Consider the following 13,811-nt stretch of genomic DNA (forward strand, 5'->3'; position numbering starts at 1 on the left):
CAGGGGCGGTCGCCGAAGGGAGTGAACGGTTTTTGACTTATGTGTCCGGACTGCTTCGGTCAGCGCCCGGACGGCTTCGGTATTCGTCTCGAGTGGGCAGCGCACATGACGATTACGGATGTCCTCAGAGGGCCCGGAGGCCGTCGATGACCTCGCGCAGGATGCGCTCGTCGGGCAGCTGGGCGGGCGGTACGGGCCTGCTGACCCGTACGCAGCCGGCTTCGAGCAGGTCTCCGAGGAGCACCCGCACCACGCCCACCGGCAGGTCCGCGTCCGCCGAGAGTTCCGCGACCGACTGGGTCTCGTCGCGGCACAGAGCGAGCAGGGACCGGTGCTCTGGCCCCAGCAGTGCCTCACCGTCCGGTGTGCCGTCGTCCGCCGCCACGAGGGCGATCAGGTCGAACCGCACCCCGCTGGGTCCCGGCTTCGTCCGGCCGCCCGTGACGGCATAGGGGCGGACCAGCGGGCCCGCCTCCGCGTCGTACCACTGGCTGCCCGGCACCTCGTCGTCCTCACCGGCCGGGAAACCGTGGTGACCGCTGCCGTGCGGCGTACCGGACTCCTCGTCGTACGGCAGGCCGTACACGCCGATCACGGCGTCCGGCGGTGGGCCGTACCCGCGGGGGTCCGGTGGCACTGCGCCGTCGTTCATCCGCACGTGCCGTCCTCAGCCCGTCGCCGGCGGCCCGGCGAGCCTCACCGGGGTGGCGAGGTGTTCGCCCACCCGCTTCACCAGGCGTGCCATCTCGTACGCCACCAGGCCGATGTCCGCGAAGGCCGTGCTCAGGACGGTGAGGCAGGAGCCGTCACCCGCGGCCACGACGAACAGGAAGCCGTCGTCCATCTCGACCATCGTCTGGCGCACGCCACCGGCGCCGAAATGCCGCCCGGTGCCCTTGGCCAGGCTGTTGAAGCCGGAGGCCACGGCCGCGAGGTGCTCCGCGTCCTCGCGGCTGAGTGCGTGGGACGCGCCGACGGCCAGACCGTCGTTGCTCAGCACGACCGCGTGCCGGATCTCACCGACCCGGGCGACCAGATCGTCCAGCAGCCAGTCGAGTTCCCCGGAGTGCCGGGAAGCCCTCCCCGGCCTCTCGTTCACGATCATGTCTGGTCTCCTTCGCTGTGCTGCCTGAATGGGGATACGGATCCGCGTGCGGTGCGGCCCGGAGCGTCGGCCCCCGGTGCGGTCCCGCCTCCGCGGACCCATCCGTTGCGGTAGGCGGTCATACGGTCCCGCGCCTGCTCGGGGGTGCGCTCGACCGTGGGCGCGGGCCCCGGGCCGTGCGGCTCCCGCCCCTCCGCCACCGGCTGACGGCGCAGTTGGGGCACGAGGCTGGCCTGCCGGACCCGGCGGGGCAGTTCCCCGTCGTCGTCGGCGGAGCGGGCACGGCGGTGCAGGGTGGTCACGGGCGCGGGCCCGGCGTCCGGCCCGGGACGCGGCGCCGTCTGCGTGCGTGGTTCGAGTGCGGGTACGGCGACCGGCGCGGGGAACGCGGTGGGGCGTGGGCCCGCCGGGCCCGTCCGGCTGTCGTCGTCCCTGGACACCGTCGTCGAGTGGGCCTCGTCGTCGGCCCGGCCGGCCGTCTCGCCCTCGGGCAGGCTGCTCTGGAGGAGCGCGGTCGGCAGGAGCACCACAGCGGTCGTGCCCCCGTAGGCGGACGTGCGCAGCTGGACCTTGATGTGGTGGCGGGCGGAGAGCCTGCTGACCACGAAGAGGCCGAGCCGGTCGCTGTCGAAGAGGTCGAGGGTCTCGGACTGTTCGATGCGCCGGTTGGCCTCGCCGAGCAGTTCCTGCCCCATACCGAGTCCGCGGTCCTCGATCTCCAGGGCGTAGCCGTTGCCCACGGGTTCGCCGCTGATCCGCACCTTGGTGTGGGGCGGTGAGAACTGCGCCGCGTTCTCCACGAGTTCGGCCAGCAGATGGGTGAGGTCGGCCACGGCCGCGCCCTTCACTCCCGCGTCCGGCAGCGCCCGTACCTCCACCCGGGCGTAGTCCTCGATCTCCGAGACCGCCGCGCGCACCACGTTGGTCATCGGTACGGGCATCCGCCAGGCGCGTCCCGGGGCGGCGCCGGAGAGGATGATCAGGCTCTCCGCGTGCCGCCTCATGCGGGTGGTGAGGTGGTCGAGGCGGAACAGGTCGCCGAGTTCGCCCGGGTCCTCCGCCCTGCGCTCCATGCCGTCGAGCAGGGCGAGCTGGCGGTGGACGAGGACCTGGCTGCGACGGGCCAGGTTGACGAAGACGCCGGAGATGCCGCTGGCGAGCTCGGCGCGTTCGACGGCGGCGTCGAGGGCGGCGCGGTGCACGGTGTCGAGTGCCTCGCCCACCTGTCCGATCTCGTCGTGGGAGTGCCGTCCGGCCGGTGCCTCGGCGCCGACGTCGATCTCCTCGCCGGTACGCAGGCGCCGCATGGCGTGGGGCAGTTTGCGCCAGGCGATCTCCAGTGCGCTGTCGCGCAGGCTGACGAGTTCGACGACGAGCGCGCGGCCGATCCGTACGGAGATCACCAACGAGCCGGCGACGGCGAGGAAACCGAGGACGACGGCTGCTCCGGCTGGGCTGAACAAGGCCCTCGTGAAGGCGCCGCCGCTGTCCGTGGCGCGGTCGCCCGCGTCCTTATCCATGGCGAGCAGCCCTGTGCGCACCTCGGCCGTGTCCCTCTCCCAGGCGGCGGTGGACACCGCCTTCGCGGCACGGCGGCCGGGCGGCGCCGCGAGCACGCTGTCCTCGGCGGCGGTGAGCCTGCGGTAGGCACCCTGGCCGGTGAGGTTCCGCCATGCCCGGTCGGCCCGGGGCGGCAGATCTGCCGCCGCCGTCCCGGCCAGGCTGCGGCGGGTCGCGACGGCGCCGGTGAACAGCCTCAGCTCCTCCCCGGCGAGCGTGCCGGTCAGTGCCGCGGACGCCAGCAGGGCTTCCTCACGGGCCAGCATCTCCCCGCTGCGGCCCAGTTCGAGCAGGACCCGGGCCTCGGAACCGGTCTCGGCGACCTGGATGCCGGTCAGGGCGCCGGACACCCCGAACCCGGCGGTGATGGTCTCGGTGTACCGGGTGTACGCGTCGGCGCCCGTGGCCGTGCCGTCCTCGGAGGGGTTCAGGAGGTCGGCGCGCAGGGTGCGGAGTTCCCGGGCCCTGTCCAGGAAGGTGCCGAGCCTGGCAGCGGCTTTCGCGGGAAGGAGGCCGGCGTCGGCGACGGTGTGGTCGTCGCCCAGGCTCAGCTCTCCCAGGGCGGCGTCCGTCCGTCCGGCCTGCTGCTTCAGGGCTGCGGCGTGGCCGGTACCGGGCGATGCCGACTGGCGCAGGGCGGCGGTGCGTTCGCCCTGGAGGGCGCTCACGGCCGCGGTGACGGGGGCCCGCACGGTGGTGTCGACGCGCTGCACCTCGCGCAGGCGTGCCACGTCCTGTGCGGTGGTGACGGTGGCGAATCCCCAGAGTGCGAGCAGCGATACGACGGGCACCATCAGCAGCGAGATGATCTTCGCCCGTACGGTCCTGGGCCTGAGCGAGCCCCGCGCGGGCGGGTTGCCCGCAGGCGTGGGCGGTCCCGCCTCCCGGTCGGGACGTTCGTCCGCCGGCGGTCCGGCATGTGCGCGTCGTCCGCGCGGCGGTGTCACGGGCCGGCCGGTGTGCGCACCGGGGTCCGGGGTCGTCGTGCGGGGTGTGCGCATGGCCTCCTCGTTCCGGGTGGGGAGCTTTCCGCCCCGAATGCTGTGTACGACGGGTGAGCCGCGGTGCTCGCGGCGGTCAGGGGGCCTGGGCCGTCGCGGGCCGTTCGGCACGCGCGTCGTCGAAGGGAACGGGCGCGACGTCCGTACGGTGTTCCCGCGCCGCCGGTGACAGGGCGACGAATGCCGAGGTCAGGAAGAGGTACGACCCGAGGCCGACGGCGAGGGGGAAGATGAACTGCATGACGGTGGCCCCGGGAAGAACGGCAGCCGAGGGTGTGACCTCGACGCCGACGGCCAGCATCCCGGTGTAGTGCATGCTGCTGACGGCGGCGCCCATGACGAGCGACGCCATGGCCACCGCCCCCGGCGACTTGATGTTGAGCGCTGCCCAGAGTGCCGCTGTCGCCGCTACGACGGCGATGACGACGGAGATGGTCACCAGCAGCGGGTCGAAGGCGACGGTGCCGTGGAGCCGCAGGGCGGCCATGCCCAGGTAGTGCATGCTGGCGACGCCGAGCCCGGTGGTGAGGCCCCCGATGAAGAGAGCGCGCGAGCGGTCCCGGCTGTAGCCGACGGTGAAGACTCCCGCCCCCACCACCAGCATGGCGACCAGGAGGCTGAGCAGGGTGAGCGGTACGTCGTAGCGGATGTCGGTGCCGGTGACGCCGAAGCCGAGCATGGCGACGAAATGCATCGTCCAGATGCCCGTGCCGATGGCGGAGGCGGCGGTGAACAGCCAGTTGCGGCGCGAGCGGCCGCTGGTGCCCAGTGCGCGCACGGTGCACCGCAGCCCGAGCGCGGCGCCGATCGATGCCATCGCGTACGACAGCACGGGGGTCAGCCAGCCGAAGGTGGCGTGGTCCAGGTGTCCCATGGATCCGGGACGCTAGCCCGCACCAGGGCGCACTTCAGGGGCGCATTTCGAAAGCAGATGAAATATGACAGAGAGAGGGTCCCGAACGATCGGCCACAGTTCGAACGAGTACGCCGCCTCACGTCGTTTCGTTCAGCTGCGGACTGCGCGATCATGTCCGCATGGCCGACGACCACACACACGTCCAGGACTTCTTCTCCGTGCGGGCGGCGGACTGGGACAGCCGCTTCCCCGATGACGGACCCGCCTACGCCGCTGCCGTCGGAGAGCTCGGTCTGCGCCCGGGCGACACCGTGCTCGACGCGGGCTGCGGTACGGCACGCGCGCTGCCCGCCCTGCGTGCGGCGGTCGGTGGCGGCGGGACGGTGCTCGGGGCCGATCTGACGCCCGAGATGCTCGACGCGGCCCGGCGGACGGGCAGGGAGACGAGCGGCGTGCTGCTCCTGGCGGACGCCCAACGGCTGCCGCTGCGCGGCGGAACCCTCGACGCGGTCTTCGCGGCCGGGCTGATCTCGCATCTGACGCACCCGGCACACGGCCTCTCGGAGCTGGCTCGGGTGGTACGTCCGGGCGGCAGGCTCGCGCTGTTCCACCCGATCGGGCGGGCCGCGCTGGCCGCCCGGCACGGCCGCGCCCTCTCGGAGGACGACCTCAGGTCCGAGCCCGGTCTCGCACCCCTGCTGGCGCAGTCGGGCTGGCGGCTGGAGTCGTACACCGACGAGGACGACCGGTTCCTGGTGCTCGCCGTGCGAACCGGCTGAGCGGGGGCGGCCGGCCGGGTGCCGGCTCCGCGCGGCTCACTCGGCCGGGGTCTCCGCGGACCGGCCGTGCGGCACGGGGCAGCCGCGGACGCCCGGGGTGGGGAAGGTGCCGAGCCCGGACACCTCGTAGCCGTCCGGGTAGCCCTTGATCTCGGGGTTCTGGCGGGCGTAGTGCGGGGTGGAACGCGGCGGGAGGAGGCGCACGGCGCGCGCTCGCAGGCGCAGGGCGCCGCGGGTCAGCCCGCGGGCGAGGGGCCCCGGCGGCGCGTACCGGAAGGTCCGCAGCAGCGAGTCGTCGAGCAGGGCGAGGCTCGCCCCGCGGACGAGGGGCGCGAGCGGACGGGGGTACCAGGAGCCCATGAGGGCCAGGGTGGCGTCGGAGACCGAGCGTGCGCCCTCGTCCCAGCCGAAGTGTGCGTCCTCGTAGCTGTCGAGGACCCGCTCGAAGTCCTCGTAGGTCTGCGGGACGTCCTGGATGCCCATGCGGGCGCCGAGCGTGCGGTAGTAGGCGGCGAAGGCGCGTAGCTCGTGGCCGGAGAGCCTGCGCCAGCCGTAGGAGTCGATCCAGCGCTTGGGGGTCACGACGAAGGTGCAGAGCACATAGCGCATGTCGTCGTTGCTGATGTCGTAGCTGCGGTGCATCCGGTTGATCCGGCGGACCGCCGTGCGCCCCGCCTCGCTGTCGAATCCGTGCTCCACGACGGCGTCCAGGAGCAGCGAGGTGTCGTCGTACCTCTTCTGCGGGCGCTCCGTCAGCTCCCCTGTCTCCGCGAGCAGTCGGCCGATGCTGGGGACCGCGTAGGTGCGGTACAGGGCGAGTTCGAGCGCTCGGGTGATGTCCCAGGGGAATTCGTACGTCACGGTGAGCCGGTAGATCTCGAGGAAGTCCCGTTCCGGGTCCAGGCGCTGGATCTCCTTGAGCCGTTCGAACCGCTTCACCGTGCTCTCCCCCTCGTCGGCCGGAGGCACCACCCTACGGGGACGCGGAGGGCCGGCACCACGGTGCGAGGGGCGTGCGTGGCGCGTCCGCACCTTCTGTGCAGGTCGGCGTCATCGCTTGTCAGGGCCTCGACGAGGGGGTTACCGAGTAGTTAAGGTGCGCCGACGGATACGACCGATCCAACGGATGAGGGAGGGTGCTGTGGCTGGGACGGACGACACGGTCGCCGAAGAGGACTCGCTGTTCGTGCTGACCGCGGTGCTGCTGACTCCCGCGCAGTTTCCTAGCGTGCTGGGCGACGACTACGTGGCCGCGTGCGACGGGCTCGGCCTGGAGCCGTACGCCGAGGGGTACGGCCTGGTGCTCGGCCAGGACAGCGGCGGCGCACGGTGGACGGTGGTCGTGGACGACGTCTCGCTGGTGGCCGTCGCCATCGCCTCGTGGGACTGCGGGATGGAGTACGACCTCTCCCCCGACGACCGCTCGGTGGTGTGCGCACTGCCGGGGTGGCCGCTCGAGCTGGCGGTCGCGACGCCCGGGGTGCCCGAGCCGCACGATCCGCTCCCCGGCCCGGAGGACGAGGCGCTGAAGCCGCTGACACCGCCGGACACCTCGGTGTGGGGGGCTCCGCAGCGGAGGCTCGGAGCGGACGAGATCGCTCTTCAGTGGTCGGCCTGGCGCGAGCAGATCGATGACGAGACCGCGTTCGGCGCGTCCGGGGCCGGATCGGAGTCCGGATCCGGGGCGGACTCCGCGTCGGATGCCGCCGGGACGGGAGAGCAGGGGGCGGACGGGTCGCAGGCGCCCGATGCCGACGAGGAGACCGGTGGAGCAGCCGCCGGATCCGGGCAGCACCCCGGCGTACGCAGGGCGCTCGAAGCGGCCCGGGCCTATGTGGCCTCCCCGCCCCCGCCCGGCCGGATACGTTCCGCGTTCGCCCCCGGTGGGGCCCGCACCCTGCGTGCCGACGGACCGGGCTGGTCCCTGGTCGCGAGGACGGACGACATCGCCTTCATCCTGCTGGACGAGGAGCCCGGCGAGGTCATGACGGTCGGCCGGGGCCCTGAGCTGCCCGGGCTGCTCGAGGCGCTCGACGCACTGGCCGTCCGGCCGTCCTGACCGGCACCCCACGGACCGCCGGATCGGTCTCACCGGCACCTCACGGAGGACACGGACCGCCGGGCCCTGCCGCGGCGGTCCGTGTCCGTGGGCGTCGGTGCTACACGCGCTCCAGCGGCCGGTGCGGCTCGGCGGGCAGCACGGCGCTGATCCGGTCGCCGGGGCGCACGGCCCCGCCCGTCCTGACGATGCCCATGATTCCGGCCTTGCGGAGGATGGTGCCGTCGTCCGCGCGGCCGACGACCTGCTTGAGCAGTCCTGCCTGGAAGGCCTCGATCTGCAGGCAGGGATTGCGCAGGCCGGTGACCTCGACGACGGCCTCGTCGCCGAGGTGCAGCAGGGTACCCACGGGAAGCGCGAGAAGATCGAGTCCGCTGGTGGTGACGTTCTCCCCGAGATCGCCCGGGGCCACCTCGAAACCGGCCTCCCGCAGCTCGCCGAAGAGCTCCTCGTGGATGAGGTGGACCTGGCGCAGATTGGGCTGGGTCGGGTCCTGGGCGACGCGGGAGCGGTGCTTGACCGTGACACCGGCGTGCACGTCGCCCTCCACTCCGAGTCCGGCCAGGAGCGTGATGCTGTCCCTGTTCGGCTTGGTGAACGCGTACACACCGTTGCTGCTCACCGCGGTGACCGTGCTGTTCAGCGTCCTATCTCCTTACGGCTGATCCTGCGGAGCCTGCGCCTCTGCGACGGGTCGAGCATGAGGTAACCCACGGTGGGCACCCCGATGAGGACCAGCAGTGACCACCAGAATCCGATGAACGGAATCAGGACGACTGCCGCGACGACTCCCCCGATGGCGATCTTTGCACCGTTCGACATGATCCGTGCCTCCTTCGCGGCCGGAGCCGCTCCTGTGGGGAGAACGCCTGTGGGCGCCCGTCGGTTCCGGCTCCGCGGGAAAGGTGCCGCGGGGCCTACCTGAGGGGCTCGCCGACCTCGTGCATGTGCTGCAGCGCCTGGCGGTAGGACTCGATGAGCCCCGTCTCCGCGTAGGGCATGCCGATCGACGCGCAGTGCGCCTTCACGAGGGGCTGCGCCAGCCGCAGATGGGGCCGGGGCATGCTCGGGAAGAGGTGGTGCTCGATCTGGTAGTTCAGGCCGCCGAGGAACCAGTCGGTGAGGACGGCGCCGCGCACGTTGCGCGAGGTGAGGACCTGGCGCTGGAGGTGGCCCCAGCGGTCGCCGTCGGGGTCGGGCATCTCCATGCCCTTGTGGTTCGGGGCGAACGCCATGCCCAGGTGGAGACCGAACAGCGCGTGGTGCACCAGGGCGAAGACGACGGCCTTGCCCGGGGACATGGTGGTCAGCAGCAGGGTCACGTACAGCGCGAGGTGTCCGGCGAGCAGACCGCCGGACAGGGCGCGTTCACGGGCGGGCTGGCGGCTCAGGAACTGGAAGCCGTAGATCTTGAGGGCGATGCCTTCGAGGAGCAGCATCGGGAAGAAGAGGCGCGCCTGGTTGCGGGTGAGCCAGCGGGCGAAGCCCTCGCGCTGCGCGGCCTGCTTCTGGGTCCACACCAGGGCTCCGACCCCGACGTCGGGGTCCTTGTCGATGTGGTTGGGGTTGGCGTGGTGGCGTACGTGCTTGTCGTTCCACCAGGCCTCGTTCATGCCGAGGAGCAGGTTGGCGTGCACGAGTCCGGTGACCCTGCTCGCCCTGCGGTCGCCGGATATCTGGGCATGCCCGGCATCGTGCCCGAAGAAGGCGGTACGGGTCCACAGGACGGCCAGCGGCAGCGCGAGGAAGAGGTTCCACCAGGAGTCGCCGATGAGCACCACCCCCGTGATCACCGCCGCCGACGCGATCAGATTGGCCGCGATGCCTGCCGCGTACCAGCCGGTGCGCCGTTCCAGCAGTCCCTGCCCCTTGACGGTTTTCAGGAGCGGTGCGAAATCACTGCCGGCGGTACGGGTGTCCGCGGGAATCTCCGATCCCTCGCGGGGGTGTTGCTCAACGGTGGCTTCTACCGCCTGGGGCATGACGTCTCCGGTTTCTGGGCAACTGCGCTGACCTCGTCAAAACGTACGGAGGGCGGGCCTGCGGCAGCCATGGCGCCATCACCCCGGCCGTGCGGGGGCAATCCCCCGTGTCCGGTGGTGGGGACAGCTGTACCCCAGGCTTCAGAAGGCAGGAACGAGCGAGGTGGGTCACTGCGCGTTTCTCCCGGGGCGGGCCGTGAGTGAGGTACCCTCGGCGACCCCGGGCTCACTAGTCAAATTTGAGGAATCTGACATCGCTGTGCACAGGCTCCCTGCGGAAACACCAGACCAGAACGCTGAACTGTCCCGCTGCTCCGCAGTCTTCCTCCCCGCGGATCCGGCCCGTACCGGCCTGATCGCGTTCTGGAACCCGGACGGTAGCACCCCTCCCGGTGATCCAGGGAGTCCGCAGGACATCACCGTCGCCGGGAGCGACGCACGCCCTTACGCGGTACCGGCGTTGCTCGTGCCCGTACGGGAGGCGCTGCCCGTCCTGACACGGGCGCGGGCCTCCGCCCACGCCTCCCCGTCGGCCGCGTTCTGGGGCGCCGCCGGAGTGCTCGCACTCCAACTCGTCGCACGCGGACTGCTGTTGCCGGGGCTGAGTCCCACGGACCGCGACGCGTGGCGGGCCGGACCGCTGGCCGCGGCCGACCTCGAACGTATCCGCGTGCTGGCGGCCTCCATGCCGCCCGACGCCCATGCCGTCCCGCTCGACGCGACGGCCGATCCGCTGATGCTGGCCGACCCCGAGTCGCTGCTGCGGTCGTTCATCGACGCGGTGGTGGACGGACTGCCGCGTACACCGGGCGCCGAATTCGCGACGGGCTCACCGGCGTTCGCCGCGCGTGCCGCGCAGCACCTGCCCGCACTGCGGCCGTGGGCGGCCGATGTGGCGGCGGGACATGACGCGGGGGTCCGGCTCTCCCTGCGTGTCGAGGTGTCCGGGCTGGCCGACACGCCGGACGCGGAGCACCGCGCGGGCCCCGGTCCCTCCTTCCGTGTCGTCCTGCAGATTCACAGCGTTCAGGACCCCGCCCTGGTCGCGGACGCGGCGGGCGTATGGACCGACCGTTCCCCCGCCGCTTCGCTCTTCGGTCCGCGCGCCCGGATGGACGCCCTGCTCGCCCTGCGGCGCGCCGCGCGGGCCTGGCCGCCGCTGACGCCCCTCCTCTCGGCGGCGGTTCCGGACGCGGTGGAGCCCGCCGACGAGGAGATCGCGGAACTGCTGGGCCCCGCGGCCAGGGCGCTCGCCGCGACGGGCGTGCAGGTCCACTGGCCGAAGGCGCTGGCGAGGAAACTCACCGCGCGCGCCGTGATCGGACCGGAGGACGGCGACGAGGCGTCACCGGCGGGCACCGGACCGCAGACGCCCTCCTTCCTGTCGGCCGATGCCCTGCTCGCGTTCGACTGGTCGTTCGCGCTGGGCGACCGGAAACTCAGCCGGGCGGAGATCGACCGGCTCGCGGAAACGGGCAGGCCGCTCGTGCGCCTCCACGACCAGTGGGTCCTCGTCGACCCGGAGGAGGTCAGGCGCGCCCGCGCCACCCGGGACCGCAAGGTGACGCCCATCGACGCGCTGGGCGCGGTCCTGACCGGGACGACCGAGGTCGACGGGCGGCAGGTGGAGGTGGCCGCGAGCGGCTGGCTCGACCGGCTGCGCGAGCGGATCGCGGACCCGGAGTCCGCGGACCGCCCTTCGGTCGGACAGCCGGCGGCGCTCGACGCGAGTCTGCGCGACTACCAGCTGCGCGGCCTGGAATGGCTGGACACCATGACCTCCCTGGGCCTCGGCTGCTGTCTGGCCGACGACATGGGGCTCGGCAAGACCATCACCCTGATCGCCCTCCATCTGCACAGGCAGGGCGACCCGTCGGCTGCGGGGCCCACGCTCGTGGTGTGTCCCACCTCCCTGATGGGGAACTGGCAGCGGGAGATCGAGCGGTTCGCCCCGGGCACTCCGGTGCGCCGCTTCCACGGCGTGTCGCGCTCGCTGGAGGACCTCGCCGACGGCGAGTTCGTCCTCACCACGTACGGCACGATGCGCCTGGACGCCGCCCGGCTGGCCGAGGCCTCCTGGGGCATGGTCGTCGCCGACGAGGCGCAGCACGTCAAGAACCCGCGTTCGGCGACCGCCAGGCAGCTGCGCACCATCGGGGCGCGGGCCCGTGTCGCACTCACCGGTACCCCCGTGGAGAACAACCTCTCCGAGCTGTGGGCGATCCTCGACTGGACGACTCCCGGGCTGCTGGGAAGGCTCGGCACGTTCCGCACGCGGTACGCGAGCGCGGTGGAGGGCGGCAACGACCCCGCCGCCGCGGAACGCCTGGCCGCGCTGGTCCGCCCGTTCCTGCTGCGGCGCCGCAAGTCGGACCCGGGCATCGCCCCGGAGCTGCCGCCGAAGACGGAGACGGACCGCGCGGTGTCGCTCACCCCGGAGCAGGCCGGTCTGTACGAGGCGGTGGTGCGCGAGACGCTCGCCGAGATCTCCGGTTCGGACGGCTTCGCCAGGCGGGGGCTCGTCATGAAGCTGCTGACGGCGCTCAAGCAGATCTGCAACCACCCGGCGCAGTTCCTCAAGGAGGAGCGGCCGAGGATCGTGGACCGTTCGGGGAAGGTGGAGCTGCTGGACGAACTGCTCGACACGATCCTCGCCGAGGGCGCGAGCGTGCTGGTGTTCACCCAGTACGTGCAGATGGCCCGGCTGCTGGAGCGGCATCTGACCGCGCGCGGGGTCCCCACCCAGTTCCTGCACGGTGGCACCCCGGTCGCCGAACGCGAGGCGATGGTGAACCGCTTCCAGGAGGGCGGGGCGCCGGTGTTCCTGCTGTCGCTGAAGGCCGCGGGCACGGGGCTCAACCTCACCCGGGCGGGTCATGTGGTGCACTTCGACCGCTGGTGGAATCCGGCCGTGGAGGCGCAGGCCACCGACCGCGCGTACCGGATCGGGCAGACCCAGCCGGTGCAGGTGCACCGGCTGATCGCCGAGGGGACGGTCGAGGACCGCATCGCCGCCATGCTGGCACGGAAGCAGAAACTGGCGGACGCCGTGCTGGGCAGCGGCGAGGCCGCGCTGAGTGAACTGACCGATGCCGAACTGGCCGAACTGGTCGAGCTGCGAGGGGGCGCACGATGAGCGGGAGTCACGAGCCGGAGCGTACGTTCGCCGCCCTGCCGCCGGCGCGGGGTCATGGGTTCGCCTCGTCCTGGTGGGGACAGGCGTGGCTGAAGGCACTGGAGGACACGGCGCTCGACGGCGCGCAGCTCAAGCGGGGGCGCAGGCTGGCGCGGGAGGGCAGGGTCGGGGCGGTGTCGGTCAGGCCGGGCAGACTCACCGCTCTCGTGCGGGACGGCTCTTCGACGACGCACCGCAGTGATGTGCTCCTCCAGGAGCTGAGCGAGGAGGAGTGGGACCGATTCCTGGACATGGCGTCCGAGCGGTCCGGGCACATCGCTGCGCTGCTCGACCGCGAGATGCCGCCGCATCTGGTGGAGGACGCGGCAGCCGCCGGGGTCGAACTGCTGCCTGGCATCGGCGATCTGGAACCGGAGTGCAGTTGCGAGGCATGGGACCACTGTCCGCATTCGGGCGCCCTCTGCTACCAGGTGGCGCGGCTGCTGGACCAGGATCCCTTCGTGCTGCTGCTGTTGCGGGGGCGCGACGAACGGCGGCTGCTGGACGAGCTGCAGGTGCGCAGTGCCGCGCGGGCGGTCCGGGAAGCGGGCGCGGCCCCGGCGGACGATCCGGCCGAGCGGCCCGCGACGCGCGGCGTCCGGGCGGACGAGGCGTTCACCGCGCGGGACATCCTGCCGCCGCTCCCCCCTCCGCCGCCGCTGCCCGCCGAGCCGGGCCTGCCGCCCTCGCTGGACACGGACGCGGAGCCGGCCGGCGGGATCGATCCCGCCGCACTGGAGTTCCTGGCGGCGGACAGCGCCGTACGGGCCTACGCGATGCTGGCGGACGCGCTCGCCCCGGGCCATGGTGAGCAGCCGCCGCCGGCCCTGCTGACGCCGGAACAGGACGCCGTGCGGCTGGCGGCGGACGGGCGGCCCGACACGGCGATGGGGGCGCGTCTCGCCTCGGCGGCGGGACGGCAGCCGGCCGGACTCGACGCGGCGGCCCGCGCCTGGCGGTACGGCGGGGCGGCGGCACTGGCGGTGTACGACGAGGAGTGGCAGCCCGGGGCCGAGGAGCTCACCCGGGCCGGGGCGCAGCTCGCGGCGGCGTGGGAGGAGGGTGAGGGCCCGCGGCTCCGCGCCGCGAACAACCGCTGGACCGTGGTCGGTTCGGGCGCACAGCTGCGGTACGGGCGGGACGGGCGCTGGTGGCCGTACACCAAGAAACGGGGCCGCTGGGTGCCTGCCGGGCCGGCGGACGACGATCCGGCCGCCGCACTGGCCGGGGTGCTGTCCGGCTCCTGAACACGCGCCGGCGCGGAACCGTGGGGCGGGCGTGCGCGTGTTCAGGC

12 protein-coding genes are annotated in these 13,811 nt (G+C 72.7%); 4 read left to right on the plus strand and 8 right to left on the minus strand.

From position 1 onward, the window contains the following. Nucleotides 1–124: 124 nt before the first annotated feature. From AMK10_RS31600 to AMK10_RS31615, 4 genes are all read right to left on the minus strand, one after another. Nucleotides 125–502: a DUF742 domain-containing protein gene (locus AMK10_RS31600; RefSeq protein ID WP_073752892.1), complete on the minus strand. Its 378-nt coding sequence runs from the start codon at nt 500–502 to the stop codon at nt 125–127. Nucleotides 503–667: 165 nt separating this feature from the next. Continuing rightward, complete coding sequence (locus AMK10_RS31605; RefSeq protein WP_107428537.1) at nt 668–1,105, minus strand: roadblock/LC7 domain-containing protein; 438 nt, start codon at nt 1,103–1,105, stop codon at nt 668–670. Next, nucleotides 1,102–3,666, minus strand: a complete 2,565-nt coding sequence (locus AMK10_RS31610; RefSeq protein WP_073752283.1) for a sensor histidine kinase — start codon at nt 3,664–3,666, stop codon at nt 1,102–1,104. The genes AMK10_RS31605 and AMK10_RS31610 overlap by 4 nt, the downstream gene beginning before the upstream one ends. Nucleotides 3,667–3,742: 76 nt before the next feature. Continuing rightward, nucleotides 3,743–4,540 carry an MHYT domain-containing protein gene (locus tag AMK10_RS31615; RefSeq protein WP_073752284.1) on the minus strand — a complete coding sequence of 266 codons (798 nt, stop codon included), beginning with the start codon at nt 4,538–4,540 and terminating at the stop codon, nt 3,743–3,745. 161 nt (nt 4,541–4,701) lie between these two features. Between AMK10_RS31615 and AMK10_RS31620 the strand changes: the two genes are divergently transcribed. Continuing rightward, the gene (locus AMK10_RS31620) at nt 4,702–5,301 is read left to right on the plus strand and encodes a class I SAM-dependent methyltransferase (protein WP_073752285.1); all 600 of its coding nucleotides are present in this window, start codon (nt 4,702–4,704) and stop codon (nt 5,299–5,301) included. 36 nt (nt 5,302–5,337) lie between these two features. Here AMK10_RS31620 and AMK10_RS31625 read toward each other — a convergent pair whose 3' ends face one another. After that, complete coding sequence (locus tag AMK10_RS31625; protein WP_073752896.1) at nt 5,338–6,240, minus strand: oxygenase MpaB family protein; 903 nt, start codon at nt 6,238–6,240, stop codon at nt 5,338–5,340. Nucleotides 6,241–6,442: 202 nt separating this feature from the next. Here AMK10_RS31625 and AMK10_RS31630 point away from each other — a divergent pair, with 202 nt between their 5' ends. Further along, a complete protein-coding gene (locus AMK10_RS31630; protein ID WP_073752286.1) occupies nt 6,443–7,360 on the plus strand; it encodes a hypothetical protein in 918 nt (305 codons plus the stop codon). A gap of 100 nt (nt 7,361–7,460) precedes the next feature. Here AMK10_RS31630 and AMK10_RS31635 read toward each other — a convergent pair whose 3' ends face one another. The 3 genes from AMK10_RS31635 to AMK10_RS31645 all read right to left on the minus strand — a co-directional run bounded on the left by AMK10_RS31635 (nt 7,461) and on the right by AMK10_RS31645 (nt 9,342). Further along, nucleotides 7,461–8,003 (minus strand): MOSC domain-containing protein, encoded by a 543-nt coding sequence (locus tag AMK10_RS31635; protein ID WP_198959842.1) that lies wholly within the window; start codon nt 8,001–8,003, stop codon nt 7,461–7,463. Next, a complete protein-coding gene (locus AMK10_RS31640) occupies nt 8,000–8,182 on the minus strand; it encodes a hypothetical protein (RefSeq protein ID WP_028442276.1) in 183 nt (60 codons plus the stop codon). Before AMK10_RS31640 ends, AMK10_RS31635 begins: the two co-directional genes overlap by 4 nt. Nucleotides 8,183–8,277: 95 nt before the next feature. Beyond that, nucleotides 8,278–9,342, minus strand: coding sequence for a fatty acid desaturase family protein (locus AMK10_RS31645; protein WP_073752287.1), 1,065 nt, complete (start codon nt 9,340–9,342; stop codon nt 8,278–8,280). A gap of 259 nt (nt 9,343–9,601) precedes the next feature. On the opposite strand from AMK10_RS31645, the gene AMK10_RS31650 reads away from it, so the two are divergent. Together AMK10_RS31650 and AMK10_RS31655 are read left to right on the plus strand one after the other, a co-directional pair. Then, the gene (locus tag AMK10_RS31650) at nt 9,602–12,478 is read left to right on the plus strand and encodes a DEAD/DEAH box helicase (RefSeq protein ID WP_073752288.1); all 2,877 of its coding nucleotides are present in this window, start codon (nt 9,602–9,604) and stop codon (nt 12,476–12,478) included. Next, a complete protein-coding gene (locus AMK10_RS31655) occupies nt 12,475–13,764 on the plus strand; it encodes an SWIM zinc finger family protein (protein WP_073752290.1) in 1,290 nt (429 codons plus the stop codon). Before AMK10_RS31650 ends, AMK10_RS31655 begins: the two co-directional genes overlap by 4 nt. The last annotated feature ends 47 nt before the right edge of the window (nt 13,765–13,811 follow it).

Source organism: Streptomyces sp. CB02058, assembly GCF_001905505.1.
GTDB lineage: Bacteria > Actinomycetota > Actinomycetes > Streptomycetales > Streptomycetaceae > Streptomyces.